Below are 16,576 nucleotides of genomic sequence, written 5' to 3'. Positions count from 1 at the left end.
GGTCACCGCGGCAGCACCACCAGCGGGGTCGCCCCCGGCCGCTCCGCAGCGCTGCGCAACGCGTCGGCGAGGACGCCCGCCTGACGCGCCGGCGCCTCCCGCAGCCCGCGCGTCGTCAGCCGGACCACCTCGACCCCGAGCCCCACCAGCGTCTGGTGCAGCCGCCGCTCACGAGCGGCGCGCTCCGGGTCGCCGCCGGGCCGCCACGCGTCGATCCGCGCGGCCACGGCGGGCCGCGGCCAGTACGCGTCCACCGCGCCCAGGTACGGGCCGCCCGGCAGCCACAGCCCCACGTTCCAGCACGGATCGGGCAGCCCGCCGCGCCGCACCGCGTCGAACAGCCGCTCCTCCGCGAGGTGCCGCCCCTCCGCAGGCAGCGTCCGCACCACGTCCGCCACCGCCGGGCGGTGCAGCACACCCGCCCGCGCCAGCTCACCGACCAGCGCCCGCGGATCGCAGTGCCCGCCGCGCACCGCGTCCCGCAGCAGCCGCGCGTCGGCCCCGTCGGCCCCGTCGGTACCCTCGGCCCCGGCCGCCACCGCGTCCGCCACCGCCCGCGCGACCGGCGCCAGCGGGAAGCCGGCGACCCGCACCGGCCGCGGCAGCACCGCCGTCCGCACGATCCGCACCCGGCCCGCCGACCGCAGCCGCCGCGTCCTCGGCACCAGCACGTCCACCCGCTCCAGCGCCGCGGGCACCGGCACCGACGCCACCCCGTGCAGCCCCAGCGCGGCCAGCCCGCTCAGCACCACCTCGCCGGGCCGGCCGCCCGCGTAGGCCAGGGCGGCCCGCAGCGTCTCCTCGCCCGTGGGCGGCCCGGGGTGCAGCAGGAACACACCGGGCAGCGGCATCTGCCACGGCCCGCCCGGCCGGCACCGCCGGTGCGCCACGGCGGCCGGTACGCCCCGCGCCCGAAGTTCGCGCGCCGTCACGACGGGACCCAGGTCCGGGAGATCGCTCATGTTCCGCCGATTCCCCGCCCGCGCCCGGGCATCCACCCCCGCTCCCGCGCCGTTACGAACCGGTGGGGAAGCCGGGACACGGCCGGGACACACCGGGCGGCCCCGCCGGACGGCCGGCGGGAACTCCCGTCAGCGCCCGTCCCGTTCCTGCGCCCGCAGCGCCCGCGCCAGGTCGTCCTGCGCCTCCAGGACGAGGCGCCGCAGCGCGGGCGGCGCGTCCTCGTGCGCCGCGAGCCACGCCTCCGCCGCGCCGAGCGCCGCCCGGCCCCCCTGGTGGGCGGGGAAGAGACCCCGGACGACCGACATCGCGATCTCGATCGTGCGGGTCCGCCACACCCGCTCGATCACCTCGAAGTAGCGGCCGGTGTACGGGGCGAGCAGCGCGTCCTGGCCGGGCCGGGCGAAGCCGTCGATCGTCGCCTCGACCAGCGCGTTCGACAGGGCGTCCGACTCGACCACGTCCGCCCAGGCGCGGGCCTTCACCGCCGCGTCGGGCCGGGCGGCCAGGCAGCGCACCTGGTGGCGCCTGCCGGACGCCGTGTCGTCCCGCGCCAGCTCGGCGGCCAGCTCCGCCTCCCCGACCCGCCCGGCAGCCGCCAGCGGCAGGAGGAACGACCAGCGCAGCTCCTGGTCGACCGCGAGCCCGTCGATCCGGGCGGTACCGGCCAGCAGGCCCGTCAGCAGCAGGAAGTCGGCGTCCCCCGCCGCGGTCGCGGCGAGGAACCGCGCCCACGCGAGCTGGTGGTCGCTGCCCGGCGCCGAGCGCCGCAGTTCGGTCAGCGCCACGCCCGCGAGGCGCGCCCCGGCCTCGGCGCGGCGCCCGGGCGCCGTGTAGTGGTCCCGGGCGGTCAGCGCCCACGCGTGGACCATCTGGAGGACGCCGATCTCGCTCTCCGCGCCGCTGAAGTCCGCCACCAGCGCGAGGAAGTCACGCGCCGGCAGCAGGCCGTCGCGGGTGAGGTTCCACAGGGCCGTCCAGCACAGGGCGCGGGCCAGCGGGTCGGCGATCTCCCCGAGCCGGGCGCGCAGCGTGTCGAGGGAGTCCTCGTCGAACCTGGCCTTGCAGTACGTGAGGTCCTCGTCGTTGACGAGGATCAGCTCGGGACGGTCCTGACCGGCCAGGCCGGGGACGACCGTCCGCGCTCCTGTGACGTCCGCCTCGGCGCGGGCGTAGCGCAGCAGCGGGCCGGTGCCGTTCTCACGCCGGTACAGGCCGATCGCGACGCGGTGCGGGCGCAGCGTCGGGTGGCTGTCGGGCGCCTCCTGGAGGACGGCGAGCTCCACGACGCGGCCGTCCGCGTCGTAGGTGGCCTGCGGCGTCAGGGAGTTGACGCCCGCGGTCCGGAGCCAGGCGCTCGCCCACTCGCCCATGTCGCGGCCCGATGTCTCGGCGAGGACGGCGAGGAGGTCGTCGAGGCGCGTGTTGCCGTAGGCGTGCCGCCGGAAGTAGCGGCGCACCCCCTCCAGGAAGGCGTCACGGCCGGCGTAGGCGACGAGCTGCTTGAGGACGCTCGCGCCCTTCGCGTAGGTGATGCCGTCGAAGTTGAGCTTGGCGTCCTGGAGGTCGCGGATGTCGGCGGTCACCGGGTGCGTGGACGGGAGCTGGTCCGCCCGGTACGCCCACGCCTTGCGCCGGTTCGCGAACGAGATCCAGCCCTCGGTGAACCGGGTCGCCTCCACGAGCGCGAGGGCGCCCATGTAGTCCGCGAACGACTCCTTCAGCCACAGGTCGTCCCACCACTCCATGGTCACCAGGTCGCCGAACCACATGTGCGCCATCTCGTGCAGCAGGGTGTTGGCCCGGCCCTGGTAGGAGGCCCGCGTCGTCCGGCCCCGGAAGAGGTACTCCTCGCGGAAGGTGACGAGGCCCGGGTTCTCCATCGCGCCGAGGTTGTACTCCGGCACGAACGCCTGGTCGTACTTCCCGAACGGGTAGGGGAAGCCGAAGTGCTCGTGGAAGAAGTCGAGGCCCTGCTTGGTGAGCGTGAACACCTCGTCGGCGTCGAAGTGCTTCGCGAGGCTCCTGCGGCACAGCGCCGCCAGCGGGATGTCGAGCGCCGAGCCGTCCGGCAGCCGCCGCGTGCAGTGGTCGTGCTGCACGTGGTACGGCCCCGCGACGACGGCGGTGATGTACGTCGAGATCGGCCGGGTGGGCGCGAAGTGCCATGTCGCCGCGCCCGTCGCGGGCAGCTCGTCGCGCCCGGTCTCGGCGCCGTTCCCGAGCACCGTCCAGTGCGCGGGCGCGGTGACGTGGAAGGTGAAGGGCGCCTTCAGGTCGGGCTGCTCGAAGGTGGTGAGGACGCGCCGCGCGTCGGCCGGCTCGTACTGCGTGTAGAGGTAGACCTCGCCGTCCTCGGGGTCCGTGAAGTGGTGCAGTCCCTCACCCGTCCGGCTGTACGCGCAGGCGGCGTCCACGACCAGCTCGTTCTCGGCGGCGAGGCCGGTGAGCGTCACGCGCGCGCCGTCGAAGACGCGGTCCACCGGCAGGGACCGGCCGTTGAGCGTGACGGAGTGGACGTGCGGCGCGATGAGGTCGGCGAAGCTGTCCGCGCCCTCGCGCGCGCACGCGAAACGGATGGTCGTCGTGGAGCGGAACGTCCTCGGCCCGTCCGCCGGCGCCGGTCCGGTGGCGGAGGTGAGGTCGAGCGCCACGTCGTAGGCGTGGACGGTCAGGAGCCGTGCCCGCTCGCGGGCCTCGTCGCGGGTCAGGTTCTCTCCGGGCACGTGGCGCTTCCTCTCCTCGCTCGGCGCGCGTGTCGCCAGGCGTCGCCGCCGGTGGACGGAGCCCGGGTGGGGACGGTCGGCGGCCTGTCGGCGCGTGTCAGCATGTCACGGCGACGGTGCACGTGCACGGCGCGGAATGCGGCGGCGCGCGGCACGGTTGAGGACTCGACGGACGGGGCCGCCCCGTCCCCCTGACCCGCCCGCAGTGAGGAGCCCCGCGATGACCGACAGGACGCCCGCCGACTTCTGGTTCGACCCGCTGTGTCCCTGGGCGTGGATGACGTCCCGCTGGATGCTGGAGGTCGAGAAGGTCCGCCCGGTCGAGGTCCGCTGGCACATCATGAGCCTCGCCGTGCTCAACGAGAACCGCCTCGACGAGCTGCCCGAGCAGTACGCCGAGATGCTGCGCACCCGGGCGTGGGGGCCGGCGCGCGTGTGCGCGGCGGCCGAGCAGGAGCACGGCAGCGAGGTGCTCGGCCCCCTCTACACGGCGATCGGCACCCGCTTCCACCCGCAGAAGCGCGAGCAGAACCGCGACACGATCGTGGAGGCGCTGACCGAGGTGGGCCTGCCCGCCGAACTGGCCGACGCCGCCGACACCGACGCGTACGACGCGCCGCTGCGCGCCTCGCACAAGGCCGGCATCGACCTGGTCGGCCAGGACGTGGGCACGCCCGTCATCGCCGTACCCGGGGCGGACGGCGGGCAGATCGCGTTCTTCGGCCCTGTGGTGACCCCGGCCCCCAAGGGCGAGGCGGCGGCGCGGCTGTGGGACGGCACGCTGCTGGTGGCGTCCACGCCCGGCTTCTACGAGATCAAGCGCACCCGGGACGTCGGGCCGCGGTTCGACTGACACGGCACCGCGACGCGCCGGTTCCCGCGCGCTGCCTCCGCGCGGGAACCGGCCGTTCCCCCTCCGTCCGGTTTCCGGGCCGGGCGGCCCGGTGAGAAGACGATCGGACGGCCGGGGGCCGGGTGCCCCAACGGGCGCCGGGACGCCGCAAGTTCACCACGCGCCGGGGCATCCGTGCCACAGCCGGGCCGCGGGCGGCGGGTCCGTCCCCGCGGGGGCGTGCGGCGGCGGCACTGGGCGCCGGGCGTGCGCCGGGTGTGGTGAACCTCCCGCGCGGACCTCCTCGTCTTGTCGCAAACCGCACGTATGGAGCCCCCGCCCGTTCGGATAGCGTCACGGTGACACCAAGTCCGCACCGTCCCCCCTGGAGTCGTCCATGAGCACAGCCGTCCTGGCCGATCTGCTCCCCGCGGCCACCGCGCCCCGTGCGCGCGTGCGCGACGCGGCGCTGGTCGTCGGCGGCGCGGTCCTCACCGGGATCGCCGCCCAGCTGACCCTGCCCGTACCGGGCTCGCCCGTCCCCGTGACCGGGCAGACGTTCGCCGCACTGCTGGTCGGCGCATCCCTCGGCGCGGGCCGCGGCCTGCTGTCGATGGTGGTGTACGCCCTCGTGGGCATGGCCGGCGTCCCCTGGTTCCAGGGCGGCACCTCCGGCGCGGGCGGCGCCACGTTCGGCTACATCGTCGGCATGACGCTGGCCGCGGCCGCCGTCGGCGCGCTGGCCCGCAGGGGCGGCGACCGCACGGTCCCGCGCACCGCCGGCACCATGGTGGTCGGCATGGCGGTCACCTACGGCTGCGGCGTCCCGTGGCTCGCGCTGGAGACCGGCATGAGCCTGTCCGAGGCCGCGGCGACGGGCCTGGTGCCGTTCCTCATCGGCGACGCGCTCAAGGCGGCCCTGGCCATGGGCGCCCTTCCGGCGGCCTGGCGACTGGCCGGCCGGCGGCCGTGACAGACTCGGGTCCATGCGCGTCTATCTCGGTTCCGACCACGCAGGCCACGAGCTGAAGGCCCACCTCGTCGAGTGGCTGAAGAGCCACGGACACGAGCCCGTGGACTGCGGTCCGTTCGTCTTCGACCCCGAGGACGACTACCCGCCGTTCTGCCTGCGTGCCGCCGAGGCGACCGCCCAGGAGCCCGGCTCGCTTGGCATCGTCATCGGCGGCTCGGGCAACGGCGAGGCCATCGCGGCCAACAAGGTCGCCGGCGTCCGCTGCGCCCTCGCCTGGAGCGAGGAGACGGCCCGCCTCGGCCGCGAGCACAACAACGCCAACGTCGTCGCCCTCGGCTCCCGCATGCACACGGCGGACGAGGCGACCTCGTTCGTCGCCGCGTTCCTCGCCACCCCGTACTCGGGTGCCGCCCGGCACACGCGGCGCATCGCCATGCTGACCGCCTACGAGACGGACGGCACCCTGCCCGCCCTCCCCGGCGAGGGGGACTGACCCGGGCATGCCCGAGGGCCACACCATCCACCGCCTCGCCGCCGAGTACGGACACGCCTTCGGCGGCGGGCGGCCGGTCCGGGCGGACAGCCCGCAGGGCCGGTTCGCCGGCGGCGCGGCCCTGGTCGACGGCCGGCCGCTGACCTCGGCCGATGCGGTCGGCAAGCACCTCTTCCTCGGCTGGGACGGCGTCGGCTGGGTGCACATCCACCTCGGCCTGTACGGCAAGGTCCGCTTCGGCGCCGGGCCGCCGCCCCCGCCCGAGGGACAGATCCGCCTGCGCCTGTGGAACGACGCCCGCCACGCCGAACTGCGCGGCCCCACCGCCTGCGCGCTCGTCACGGACGCGGAGAAGGCCGCCGTCGAGGACCGGCTCGGCCCCGACCCGCTGCGGCCCGACGCCGACCCCGACCGGGCCTGGCGCCGCGTCAGCGCCTCCCGCACCCCGGTCGCCGCCCTGCTGATGGACCAGAAGGTCGTCGCGGGCGCGGGGAACGTCTACCGCGCCGAGGTCCTCTTCCGCAACGGGATCGATCCGTACCGGCCCGGCCGCGACCTGACCCGGCGGGAGTGGGACGCCCTGTGGCACGACCTGGTCGCGCTGATGCGGGAGGGCGTACGGCTCGGCCGCATCGACACCGTGCGCCCCGAGCACACCCCCGAGGCCATGGGCCGCCCGCCGCGCGTGGACGACCACGGCGGCGAGGTGTACGTCTACCGCAGGACCGCCATGCCGTGCCTCGTCTGCGGCGACGCCGTGCGGACGGCCCCCCTCGCCGCGCGGAACCTCTTCTGGTGCCCCACCTGCCAGCACCGCCGGGACCCGCCCCGCACCTGAGGCACCGGGTACGCCGCGACGGAAGTGAACGGGCGCTGAACTCTGCCGGGAACAGGCAATGATCTCCGCCGGCCGCCGCCGGATGATGGTCTCCGCAAGGGGGCACCTCCTGATTCCGGCAGCCAAGCCGGCCGGACGGGGTGCCCGGAAGGCCCGTACAGAAGGCAGGTTCCCGCATGGCACTGACCCGCGCGGCGCTGACGGTCGCGGTGGGCGCGCTGGCCCCCGTCCTGATCCTCTCCACGCCGTCCCTCGCCGCCGAGGCGGCCACCGCGCAGGTCGCGGCGCCGGCGGCCGAAGCAACGGACTCCCCCTACGACTCGATGACGGAGGAGGAACTGCGGGCGGAGATCCAGCGTGTGCTCGACGACCCGGACACCGGCACGGGCGTGCGGCGCGAGGCGACGGAGGCGCTGGACGGCACCCCCGACGACATGCGGTACTTCCTGGCGACGGGAATCGTGACCGCTCAGGCGGAGGACGACAGCGTGGCCATCTTCCGGCTGTTCGCCGATCCCGACACCGGCAGGGCGGTCCGGGAGGCGGGGGAGGCGGCGCTGGACGACGGCTCACCGGAGGCGCTGCGGGCCTTCTGGGAGACGGAGTTCGTGCCTGCGCGGGCGGAGGACGACAGCGTGGCCATTTTCCGGCTGTTCGCCGATCCTGACACCGGCAGGGCGGTGCGCGCGGCCGGGGAGGCGGCGCTGGACGACGGCTCACCGGAGGCGCTGCGGGCCTTCTGGGAGACGGAGTTCGTGCCTGCGCGGGCGGAGGACGACAGCGTGGCCATCTTCCGGCTGCTCGCCGACCCCACCATCGGCGACGCCCTGCGCGCGGCCGCCGAGGCGGCGCTGGACGACGGCTCCCCCGAGGCACTGCGGGCCTTCTGGGAGACCGGTCAGTACGAGGTCTGACCGGCACCGCCCGGCCGGAGCACCGCGCTCCGGCCGGGGCGCCCGGTCAGAAGCCGTGCGGCAGCCACGGCGCCACCGGCCAGGCGAACGCGGTCGCCGCCGCGGCCAGCGCCCCGGCCCGTACCTCCCGCACCAGACCGGCGGCCGCGAGCGCCGCCAGCGACGTGCCGCCCAGGTACGCCGCGCCCAGCGCACCGGCCGGCAGGGCCAGGTCGGCCGGATCCGACGTCCGCTCGCACCGCGCGCCGCCCGGGCCGCCGCTCAGCCGCCAGCGGCCCTCGTTCCAGCCGCAGAACCCGTCCGTCACATCGAGGACCACGTCCACATCCGCCGCGTACGTCCGCGCCGCCAGCGCCGCCGCCACGTCCACCGGGCGCGCGTACAGGCGGTCGAGCGTCCGCAGCTCCGAGCGCCGCACGTCCGTCAGCAGGTGCACCAGCGGGTCGTCCACCGGCCGCATCCCGAGCTGCACGCGCGACGTCAGGTCGATCCGCGTGAGGAACCGCAGCATCGCCGCGTACGCCGCCGGCTCCACCGCGTCCAGGTCCCGCACGATCACCGTCCCGTCCGGCACGGTCGCGGTCCACCGGGGCCGCAGCGCGTAGCGGGCGTACCCGAGCAGCTCGCCGTCCCGCTCCGCGAGCAGGCAGCGGGTCGCCGACGCGCCGCCCCGGCTCTCCGGCGGGTCGAGCAGGATCTTCTCCGTCCAGCCCGGCTGCCGCGCCGGCATGCCGGGACGCGTCGGGACGAGCCGCGTGTACAGCTCCTCGCACCGCGGCGCCGCCTCGTGCGGCGAGGTCACGCTCAGCCGCACGTCGTCGGCGCCCGGTGGCACCCGCACCCCGACCCGGGCCGTGTCGATCTCCGCCTGCAGCGCGTACGCCGCGACGCCGAAGCCGAACCGCCCGTAGATCGCGGGCTCGGACGCCGTCAGCACCGCGAGCGGCTCGCCCGCCTCCCGCGCGCGGTCAAGGCCGTGCCGCATCATGCGCCGCAGCAGCCCCTGCCGCCGGTGCGTGGACGCCACGTGCACCATGCTCACCCCGGCCGTCGGCACGAGCGCGCCGCCCGGTACGGACAGGCGGAACGGCAGCGAGGTGAACGAGCCGACGACCGCGTCCCCGTCCCACAGCGCGAACGCGCGCTCCAGATCCGTGACGCCGCGCCACGCCGCCCGCTCCGCCGCCGGTTCGAAGAGGCCGCCGAAGGCCCAGCTCACCGCCTCGTACACGGTGTCCCACTCGTGCTCGGCAACCCGCCGCAACGCAATAGTCATACGAGCATCCCTAACAGACGCCCGTACCTGCGGCGATCCCTTTTCCCGCGCCCGCCGGCCGGTTCCCCACAGGGGTTCGACGCGCCGCCCGGGTGCTGGATAGGGTCCCAGGTCATGGCACGCGGCAGCGACACCCGACCCGGGGCGAGCGGCGCCCACCGGGCGCGCAGGGCGTTCCACCGCGCCCGCGTCCGACTGCGCCGGTCCGCCGTCGACTCCTTCCGCGGCAGCGGCTCCGACGTACCCGCCCTCACCGCGCTGCTGCTGCTCGTCCCCCTCCTCGGCGGCACCTCCCTCGCCTGGCCCGACTGGTGCCCGCCCGAGTCCCTCGCCCTCCCGCTCGTCGCGGGCGGCCTCCTGCTGCGCCCGGCGAGCCTGCTGGGCCTGTACGCCGTCACCGCCGGGGTCCTCGTGCTCGGCACGGCCGCCGACGACCCCGGTGCGCGCGACCCCGGCTCCGTCACGCCCGGCACCATCCTCGTGGTGGCCGCCGTCGCTCTCACCGGGCTGCTGACGGCGCAGTTCCGCAGCCGCGTCGGCGTCCCGTGGCGGCGCGGCGGCACCATGCTCTTCGACCTGCGGGAACGCATCAGCGCCCAGAGCGCGCTGCCCGCCCTCCCGGCGGGCTGGTACACCGACCTGTCGCTGCGCCCCGCCGGCGGCCAGTCGTTCTCGGGCGACTTCGTCGTGGCGGCCCGCACCGGCCCCGAGGGGCGCGTGCTGGAGGTCGTCCTCGCGGACGTGTCCGGCAAGGGCATGGACGCCGCGTCCCGCGCCCTGCTCCTCTCCAGCGCCTTCGGCGGCCTCCTCGGCTCCCTCACCCCGCACGCCTTCCTGCCCGCCGCCAACGGCTACCTGCTGCGCCAGAACTGGGACGAGGGCTTCGCGACCGCCGTCCACCTCGTCCTCGACCTCGACAGCGGCGCGTACGAACTGCTCTCCGCCGGCCACCTCCCGGGCGTGCAGCTCTCCGCCGGCACCGGCCGCTGGCACGAGATAGCCGCCGAGGGGCCGCTGCTCGGCGTCTGGGACGAGGCCGAGTTCCTCCCGGCCAAGGGCACGCTGCGCCCGGGCGACGTGCTGATGCTCTACACCGACGGCCTCGTCGAGCGGCCGGGCAGCGACCTCGCCGAGGGCATCGACCGGCTCACCGGCGAGGCCGACCGCTACGTCACGACCGGCTTCCGGGGGACCGCCTGGCACCTCGTCGAGGCCGTCGCCCGCGATGTGAACGACGACCGCGCCCTGCTGCTGATCTGCCGCGAGTGATCACCCGGCGGGGCGGTTCGGGGAACCGCCCGCCCCGGTGCCCGGCACGCCCGTCGTGAACAGGGCCGACGGCCTCCGCGGCGCCGCGCTGCGGTGCCGCCGCTGTCCGCCGAACGGCCCCCGCCACGGCGGCCCGGCGGATGCGCCGCGCCCGCGACTGGCCTTGGCTCGGAGTCATGAGCCGCAGCCTGACGCGCCGTCGCACCGCACCGTCCCGCCGTGCCCTGTGCGCCGCACTCGCAGGGACCGCCCTCGTCACCGCGGGGGTGTGGGCCACGGCCGACGACTCCGGGACCGTGCGGGCGGCCGGCGTGGTCGAGGACAACGCCGCAGTCCGGCGCACCGTGCCCCACGGCCCGCCCGCGCCCCTCACGGCCCCGCCCCTCGCGTCCCCCTTCCTGACGGCCCCCGCCCTGACGAACGGCCCCGCCGTGCACGGCTTCCCCGGGACCCCGCCCGGCGGCCACGCGTTCTTCCCGCCCTTCCCGCCGCTCGCCCCCGCGCCGGCGGCGCCGGCCCGCCCGGCGGGCGGCGGGGCCGGGGAGTGGGCGGCCCCGGTCACCGGCTACGCCGTCTCCGCCTCGTACGGGACGCCGGGCGACTGGGCCGCGGGCCACCACACCGGCGTGGACTTCGTCACCCCCGTGGGGACCCCGGTGCACGCCGTCGGCCCCGGCACCGTGATCCTCGCCGAGTACTCCGGCGACTACGGCAATGCCGTCATGGTCGCCATGGACGACGGCCACTACACCCTCTACGCGCACCTGTCGGAGATCGCCGTCACGACCGGCCGCCGCGTCACCGGCGGCACGACGATCGGCGCGTCCGGCAACACCGGCAACACGACAGGCCCCCACCTCCACTTCGAGGTGAGGGCCGGCCGCGCGTACGGGACGGACGTGGACCCCGTGGCCTATCTCGCCGGACACGGCGTCACGGTGTGACCGGCCGGTCAGCCGCCGGCGTTCACCGGGCGCGCGCTGCGCGACGCGCCCCGCTGGTGCCGGAACGCCCAGTCCATCCGCGGCTCGACGAGGAACCGCAGCGCCCGGCGCACCGGCGCGGTGCACAGCAGGGTGACCCCGACCGCGCCGATCACCGTGAGCGCGACCAGGCCGCCGGGGGAGGTGACCCACGCCGGCGCGTACCAGTCCCACCAGCGCGACCCCTTGATGAGGAAGCCGTGCAGCAGGTAGCCGTAGATCGTGCCGGCGCCGAGGGCCGTGAACCAGGTGTGCCCGGTGGGGACGAGCGACAGGAACGCCACGGTCAGCAGCAGGCCGGCGCCGAAGAGGGCGAACGTCGCCACGACGCCGACCCAGCCCGGCTCGCCCATCTCCTGGGCGGCGTTGGTGCGGTAGAGCCAGCTCTGGTCGAGCCGCGGCACGGACCAGTACGCGATCGCGAACGCGGCGAGCAGCACCGGCACGGCCGCCGCGCGCACCTCGGGGCGCCGCATACGGGCGAAGTGTTCCGGCCGCATCCGCAGCCCGAGGACGAAGAACGGCAGAAACTGCAGAACCCGCTGAATGTTGAGGTCATTGCCGAAATGCGGCGACACCGACGCGATGGCGGCGATGACGAGGGAGACGGGAACCGGCCAGCGCACGAGGCGCCAGATCGGCGAAGTGAGCCGCCAGATGAACAGCGCCACCAGGAACCAGGTGAGGTAGTACGGCTCCAGCAGGCTGATCGGCCGGTCCGGATCGTCCCCGCCCCACCCGGCGCGGGCGAAGAGGATGTACAGCACCTCGAACACCAGGTAGGGCACGGCCACCCCGGTGACCAGCCGCTTCAACTGGTCGGGCCGGCCGGTGAAGTTCCGCGAGAAGTAGCCGGCGATCAGGATGAACGCCGGCATGTGGAAGGTGAAGACGAAGGCATAGAGGGCCGCGACGGTGCGGGAGTCGTCCCGCAGCGGCGTCCAGACATGGCCGATCGCGACCAGCACGATGGCCAGGTATTTGGCGTTGTCGAAGAAGGGGGCGCGCTCCGCGCGCCGGGGTGCCGGCGCTCCGTCGTCCGCGACAGCAGGTGGGGGCCCGGCCGTCGTGACACTCGTCCCGGACGGCGCGGCGTGTTGATTACGGACGTGCAACATTGTCCGCACGATAGCGCCTCGATGGGCGTCAGTAAATCAGCGCCCCGTAAAGGCGGCGGGTTTATGGAGATCCCGGGTGCGATGCGCGACGGATTGATGGATTCGGCCGCCTCCGCTGTCCGTCTTGTGGCGTTTCGACAGGGTTAAAAGGGGCGTAAGGACGGCCCGGAAGCCGGTGGGAGTACGACCGGGTTCCCCGGGGAATACGCTTTCGGTTCCGTCTGGCGGTGAATTGATCGCGCCCCGCGTGCGCCCCGGATAAGGCGGGTGCGGCGCGCGCTGTGGTTAACGGAGGGGTAACGGGAAAGAAGTGCCCGCGGACGGCCCGAGGTTGGCCGGAGCGTGGTGGACGGAGCGTCACCGCTCTCCACGGGAGGCGTAGTTGATGGCACGATGGTGCCTGCGGGGCTGCGGCGGTCGTGGTCAAGCTGGTTGACGGAGCAGAGGCGAACCTCCCGTAAGGTGTGATCAGTTGTGGTTATCCAGTTCTCTCTGGCGCTCCTGTTCGGAGTGATCCTGTTCTTCATGATCAGGAGCGGCGGCCTCAAGTGGGGTCCCGCCATCGTGGCCATCCTCTTCGGGTTCTCCCTCGCCTCCACGGGCGCCGCCGACCCCATAAACAACTTCCTGGAGTCCATCACCGAGGGCGTCAACTCCGTCGACGACTCCCTCAACGGCGACTGACCCGCTCCCTCCGGCGCGCCACCCGCCCGCTCCCTGCACACACGGCCCGCAACGGCACGTGGCCCGGCCCCCGAAGGGGAGCCGGGCCACGGAGGGCGGATCGGAGCGGGCGACGGGAATCGAACCCGCGTAGCTGGTTTGGAAGACCAGGGCTCTACCATTGAGCTACGCCCGCGGAGCGCCCGTCGTCCCCATCACGCAGGGGTCGGACGCGCGGTGCGTACTCTACCAGCGCCCCCGCACCGGGGCCGGGCCCACCGCACCGCGCCCGGGCCTGTACGCTACGTGTCGCAATCGTGAGCCGGACGGGGTGTGGCGCAGCTTGGTAGCGCGTCCGCTTTGGGAGCGGAAGGTCGTCGGTTCGAATCCGGCCACCCCGACCACGTAGTATGAGTGGCCTGCCTGCGCGCCTGTGGTGTGTCCGTATACGGGGCGCCTCCAGGGAATCGCAACCAGGAACCGCAACCGTCAGCCCCAAGGAGACCGACCGTGAAGAGCGCCGTGGAGACCCTGAACCCCACCAGGGTTCGGCTCACTGTCGAGGTGCCCTTCGAGGAACTCAAGCCCAGCCTCGACGCGGCGTACCGGAAGATCAACCAGCAGGTGTCGGTCCCCGGCTTCCGCAAGGGGAAGATCCCCGCCCGCATCATCGACCAGCGCTTCGGGCGCGGCGCGGTGCTGGAGGAGGCGGTCAGCGAGGCGCTCCCGAAGTTCTACAACGACGCCGTCACCGAGGGTGACATCCAGCCGCTGGGCCGGCCCGAGGTCGACATCACCGAGCTGCGCGACAACGAGCTGCTCACCTTCACCGCAGAGGTGGACATCCGCCCCGAGCTGACGATCCCGGACTTCGGCGGCATCGAGGTCACGGTCGACGCGGTCGAGGTCGCCGACGAGGACGTGGAGGAGGCCCTGGGCCGCCTGCGCGACCGCTTCGCCACCACCACCGCCGTCGAGCGCGCCGCCGCCGACGGCGATGTCGTCAAGATCGACCTGCAGGCCCGTGTCGACGGCGAGATCGTGCCCGACGGGGTCGCCGAGGGCGTCACCTACGTCATCGGCTCCGGCCAGATGCTCGACGGCCTCGACGAGGCCGTGACCGGCCTGGAGGCCGGCGGCGAGGCCACGTTCACGAGCGCCCTCAAGGGCGGCTCCGCGGCCGGCCGCGACGCCGAGGTGACCGTCTCCGTGGAGACCGTCTCCGCCCGCGAGCTCCCCGAGCTGGACGACGAGTTCGCCCAGCTCGCCAGCGAGTTCGACACGCTGGACGAGCTGCGCGCCGACAGCCGCCGCCGGCTCGCCGACGACAAGAAGTACCAGCAGGCCACCGAGGCGCAGGAGAAGGTCCTCGACGCCCTGCTGGAGCAGACCGAGGTCCCGATCCCCGAGAAGCTCCTCGCCGACGAGATCGAGACCCGCAAGCACAACCTGGAGCACCACCAGCTCCCCCAGCTCGGCATGGACTTCGACGCCTACCTGAAGCTCCAGGAGAAGACCGCCGAGGAGTTCGACGCCGAGCTGCGCGAGCAGGCCGAGAAGGGCATCAGGACGCAGTTCGTCCTGGACCAGATCGCCCGCTCCGAGGAGCTGACCGTCGAGCAGGCCGAGCTGACCGAGCACCTCGTGCGCCGCGCCCAGGCGTCCGGCATGTCGCCCGACCAGTTCGCGAAGGCGATCGTCGAGGGCGGCCAGGTCCCGGTCCTCATGGACGAGGTCAGGCGCGGCAAGGCGCTCGCCGTCGTCGTGGAGTCCGCCACCGTCAAGGACAGCAACGGTGAGCCGGTCCGCCTCGACGACGAGGAGGAGGACGCCCAGGCCGACGAGACCGCCGAGGCGGACGCCACCGCCGACGCCGCCGAGACGGCCGCGGAGGCCGGCGCCGGCGAGAGCGCCGACAAGGACTGAGCCGGTACGCACCGGCTGGGACGGGTCCGCGCCCCGCGCGGGCCCGTCCGCGCGTTCCGGGCGGGGGCGGCCCCGCCGGTACCTGCGCTGACAGCGAACAGTTCCCTGGCCGGGAGGGGTCTGTCGGCACCGCGCGTTAGGGTCCGTAGATACAACCCAGAAGCCGACAGACGGCCGGGTGGAACATCCGCCGGCCGTCCGAGAATGAGCAGGTGGACACGTGACGCTCTCGATGCCTTCCGCCATGGCGGAACCCGTGACCAGTGGCCTCGGCGATCAGGTCTACAACCGGCTGCTCGACGAGCGCATCATCTTCCTGGGGCAGCCCGTGGACGACGATATCGCCAACCGGATCACGGCCCAGCTCCTCCTGCTGGCGGCCGACCCGGACAAGGACATCTTCCTCTACATCAACAGCCCCGGCGGCTCGATCTCGGCGGGCATGGCGATCTACGACACCATGCAGTACGTCAAGAACGACGTGGTCACCATCGCCATGGGCCTCGCCGCCTCCATGGGCCAGTTCCTGCTCACGGCGGGTGCCCCCGGCAAGCGCTACGCGCTGCCGAACGCGGAGATCCTGATCCACCAGCCCTCCGCCGGACTCGCCGGTTCCGCCACGGACATCAAGATCCACGCCGAGCAGCTCCTGCGCACCAAGCGCAAGATGGCGAAGCTGTCCGCGCTGCACTCCGGTGTGAGCGAGGAGCAGTGGGAGCGGGACGCCGACCGGGACCGCTGGTTCAGCGCCGAGGAGGCCCAGCAGTACGGCCTGCTCGACCGTGTCATCACCAGTGCCGCGGACATCGCGGGCGGCGGCGGCACGGGCGCCTGAGCACCCGCCCTTCAGCGCAGTCGTCACCGAAGCCCATACCCAAGGCGGTACCCACCAGATGAACACCTTCCCCGGCTCCGGCCTCTACGAGCGTCTCCCGGCCGAGTCCCGTTACGTCGTGCCGCGCTTCATCGAGCGCACCTCGCAGGGTGTGCGCGAGTACGACCCGTACGCGAAGCTCTTCGAGGAACGGATCATCTTCCTCGGCGTCCAGATCGACGACGCCTCGGCCAACGACGTGATGGCCCAGCTCCTGTGCCTGGAGTCGATGGACCCGGACCGCGACATCCAGATCTACATCAACAGCCCCGGCGGCTCCTTCACGGCCCTGACGGCCATCTACGACACGATGGAGTTCGTCAAGCCGGACGTGCAGACCGTGTGCATGGGCCAGGCGGCCTCCGCCGCCGCCGTCCTGCTCGCGGCCGGCACCCGCGGCAAGCGCACCGCGCTGCCGAACGCCCGCGTCCTCATCCACCAGCCGTACAGTGAGACGGGACGCGGTCAGGTGTCGGACCTGGAGATCGCCGCACGCGAGGTCCAGCGCATGCGGACGCAGCTCGAGCAGATGCTGGCGAAGCACTCCACCCAGCCGATCGAGCAGATCCGGGACGACATCGAGCGCGACAAGATCCTCACCGCGGAGGAGGCCGTCGAGTACGGCCTGATCGACCAGATCATCACGACGCGTTCGTCGGTCGCGGTCTGAGGGACGCACCACAGCACGACCCAGCACCACCGGTACCACTGCCGCCCCCTTTGGCGGAGAA

The 16,576-nt window shown here is 73.9% G+C and carries 15 protein-coding genes and 2 tRNA genes; 12 read left to right on the top strand and 5 right to left on the bottom strand.

Features of this window, described 5'->3' with window-relative positions; translation table 11 throughout:
- Positions 1–2 precede the first annotated feature (2 nt).
- Both EMA09_RS08805 and pepN read right to left on the bottom strand, forming a co-directional pair.
- Positions 3–962 (bottom strand): hypothetical protein, encoded by a 960-nt coding sequence (locus EMA09_RS08805; protein ID WP_129840523.1) that lies wholly within the window; start codon positions 960–962, stop codon positions 3–5.
- 129 nt (positions 963–1,091) lie between these two features.
- Positions 1,092–3,686: an aminopeptidase N gene (pepN, locus tag EMA09_RS08800; RefSeq protein ID WP_129840522.1), complete on the bottom strand. Its 2,595-nt coding sequence runs from the start codon at positions 3,684–3,686 to the stop codon at positions 1,092–1,094.
- Between the two features lie 220 nt (positions 3,687–3,906).
- Between pepN and EMA09_RS08795 the strand changes: the two genes are divergently transcribed.
- The 5 genes from EMA09_RS08795 (at position 3,907) to EMA09_RS08775 (ending at position 7,736) form a co-directional block, all read left to right on the top strand.
- Complete coding sequence (locus EMA09_RS08795) at positions 3,907–4,539, top strand: DsbA family protein (RefSeq protein ID WP_129840521.1); 633 nt, start codon at positions 3,907–3,909, stop codon at positions 4,537–4,539.
- Positions 4,540–4,915: 376 nt separating this feature from the next.
- Positions 4,916–5,491, top strand: coding sequence for a biotin transporter BioY (locus EMA09_RS08790; RefSeq protein WP_129840519.1), 576 nt, complete (start codon positions 4,916–4,918; stop codon positions 5,489–5,491).
- Positions 5,492–5,504: 13 nt separating this feature from the next.
- Positions 5,505–5,984: a ribose-5-phosphate isomerase gene (locus EMA09_RS08785; protein WP_129840517.1), complete on the top strand. Its 480-nt coding sequence runs from the start codon at positions 5,505–5,507 to the stop codon at positions 5,982–5,984.
- 7 nt (positions 5,985–5,991) lie between these two features.
- Positions 5,992–6,822, top strand: a complete 831-nt coding sequence (locus tag EMA09_RS08780) for a DNA-formamidopyrimidine glycosylase family protein (RefSeq protein ID WP_129840515.1) — start codon at positions 5,992–5,994, stop codon at positions 6,820–6,822.
- 176 nt (positions 6,823–6,998) lie between these two features.
- Complete coding sequence (locus EMA09_RS08775) at positions 6,999–7,736, top strand: ALF repeat-containing protein (RefSeq protein ID WP_129840513.1); 738 nt, start codon at positions 6,999–7,001, stop codon at positions 7,734–7,736.
- A gap of 46 nt (positions 7,737–7,782) precedes the next feature.
- On the opposite strand, the gene EMA09_RS08770 is transcribed toward EMA09_RS08775, so the two are convergent.
- Positions 7,783–9,012, bottom strand: coding sequence for a GNAT family N-acetyltransferase (locus EMA09_RS08770; protein ID WP_129840511.1), 1,230 nt, complete (start codon positions 9,010–9,012; stop codon positions 7,783–7,785).
- A gap of 114 nt (positions 9,013–9,126) precedes the next feature.
- Here EMA09_RS08770 and EMA09_RS08765 point away from each other — a divergent pair, with 114 nt between their 5' ends.
- Together EMA09_RS08765 and EMA09_RS08760 are read left to right on the top strand one after the other, a co-directional pair.
- On the top strand, positions 9,127–10,281 hold the full coding sequence (locus tag EMA09_RS08765) for a PP2C family protein-serine/threonine phosphatase (protein ID WP_129840509.1): 1,155 nt from the start codon (positions 9,127–9,129) through the stop codon (positions 10,279–10,281).
- Between the two features lie 176 nt (positions 10,282–10,457).
- Positions 10,458–11,225, top strand: coding sequence for a M23 family metallopeptidase (locus EMA09_RS08760; protein WP_129840507.1), 768 nt, complete (start codon positions 10,458–10,460; stop codon positions 11,223–11,225).
- 8 nt (positions 11,226–11,233) lie between these two features.
- Here the strand turns inward: EMA09_RS08760 and EMA09_RS08755 are convergent, their stop codons facing one another.
- The gene (locus EMA09_RS08755; protein WP_129840505.1) at positions 11,234–12,382 is read right to left on the bottom strand and encodes an acyltransferase family protein; all 1,149 of its coding nucleotides are present in this window, start codon (positions 12,380–12,382) and stop codon (positions 11,234–11,236) included.
- A gap of 474 nt (positions 12,383–12,856) precedes the next feature.
- On the opposite strand from EMA09_RS08755, the gene EMA09_RS08750 reads away from it, so the two are divergent.
- A complete protein-coding gene (locus EMA09_RS08750) occupies positions 12,857–13,066 on the top strand; it encodes a hypothetical protein (RefSeq protein ID WP_129840503.1) in 210 nt (69 codons plus the stop codon).
- A 104-nt stretch (positions 13,067–13,170) separates the two neighbouring features.
- Here the strand turns inward: EMA09_RS08750 and EMA09_RS08745 are convergent.
- Positions 13,171–13,241, bottom strand: a tRNA-Gly gene (locus tag EMA09_RS08745).
- Positions 13,242–13,372: 131 nt separating this feature from the next.
- Here EMA09_RS08745 and EMA09_RS08740 point away from each other — a divergent pair.
- From EMA09_RS08740 to EMA09_RS08725, 4 genes are all read left to right on the top strand, one after another.
- Positions 13,373–13,449, top strand: a tRNA-Pro gene (locus tag EMA09_RS08740).
- A gap of 106 nt (positions 13,450–13,555) precedes the next feature.
- Positions 13,556–14,971: a trigger factor gene (tig, locus tag EMA09_RS08735; protein WP_129840501.1), complete on the top strand. Its 1,416-nt coding sequence runs from the start codon at positions 13,556–13,558 to the stop codon at positions 14,969–14,971.
- A 232-nt stretch (positions 14,972–15,203) separates the two neighbouring features.
- Positions 15,204–15,806 (top strand): ATP-dependent Clp protease proteolytic subunit, encoded by a 603-nt coding sequence (locus EMA09_RS08730; RefSeq protein WP_129843917.1) that lies wholly within the window; start codon positions 15,204–15,206, stop codon positions 15,804–15,806.
- A gap of 58 nt (positions 15,807–15,864) precedes the next feature.
- Positions 15,865–16,515, top strand: coding sequence for an ATP-dependent Clp protease proteolytic subunit (locus EMA09_RS08725; RefSeq protein ID WP_129840499.1), 651 nt, complete (start codon positions 15,865–15,867; stop codon positions 16,513–16,515).
- The last annotated feature ends 61 nt before the right edge of the window (positions 16,516–16,576 follow it).

Origin of the sequence: Streptomyces sp. RFCAC02 (assembly GCF_004193175.1) — a bacterium.
Lineage (GTDB): Bacteria > Actinomycetota > Actinomycetes > Streptomycetales > Streptomycetaceae > Streptomyces.
Note: the sequence above shows the minus strand (reverse complement) of the source record. Positions and strands in the feature narration are given on the sequence as shown.

Excerpts from the sequence above, each read along its gene's own strand:
- EMA09_RS08805 (WP_129840523.1), bottom strand. The coding sequence starts at position 962 with ATGAGCGATCTCCCGGACCTGGGTCCCGTCGTGACGGCGCGCGAACTT.
- EMA09_RS08760 (WP_129840507.1), top strand. The coding sequence starts at position 10,458 with ATGAGCCGCAGCCTGACGCGCCGTCGCACCGCACCGTCCCGCCGTGCC.
- EMA09_RS08775 (WP_129840513.1), top strand. The coding sequence starts at position 6,999 with ATGGCACTGACCCGCGCGGCGCTGACGGTCGCGGTGGGCGCGCTGGCC.
- EMA09_RS08780 (WP_129840515.1), top strand. The coding sequence starts at position 5,992 with ATGCCCGAGGGCCACACCATCCACCGCCTCGCCGCCGAGTACGGACAC.
- EMA09_RS08725 (WP_129840499.1), top strand. The coding sequence starts at position 15,865 with ATGAACACCTTCCCCGGCTCCGGCCTCTACGAGCGTCTCCCGGCCGAG.
- EMA09_RS08755 (WP_129840505.1), bottom strand. The coding sequence starts at position 12,382 with ATGTTGCACGTCCGTAATCAACACGCCGCGCCGTCCGGGACGAGTGTC.
- EMA09_RS08765 (WP_129840509.1), top strand. The coding sequence starts at position 9,127 with ATGGCACGCGGCAGCGACACCCGACCCGGGGCGAGCGGCGCCCACCGG.
- EMA09_RS08730 (WP_129843917.1), top strand. The coding sequence starts at position 15,204 with ATGCCTTCCGCCATGGCGGAACCCGTGACCAGTGGCCTCGGCGATCAG.
- EMA09_RS08790 (WP_129840519.1), top strand. The coding sequence starts at position 4,916 with ATGAGCACAGCCGTCCTGGCCGATCTGCTCCCCGCGGCCACCGCGCCC.
- EMA09_RS08770 (WP_129840511.1), bottom strand. The coding sequence starts at position 9,012 with ATGACTATTGCGTTGCGGCGGGTTGCCGAGCACGAGTGGGACACCGTG.
- EMA09_RS08795 (WP_129840521.1), top strand. The coding sequence starts at position 3,907 with ATGACCGACAGGACGCCCGCCGACTTCTGGTTCGACCCGCTGTGTCCC.
- EMA09_RS08785 (WP_129840517.1), top strand. The coding sequence starts at position 5,505 with ATGCGCGTCTATCTCGGTTCCGACCACGCAGGCCACGAGCTGAAGGCC.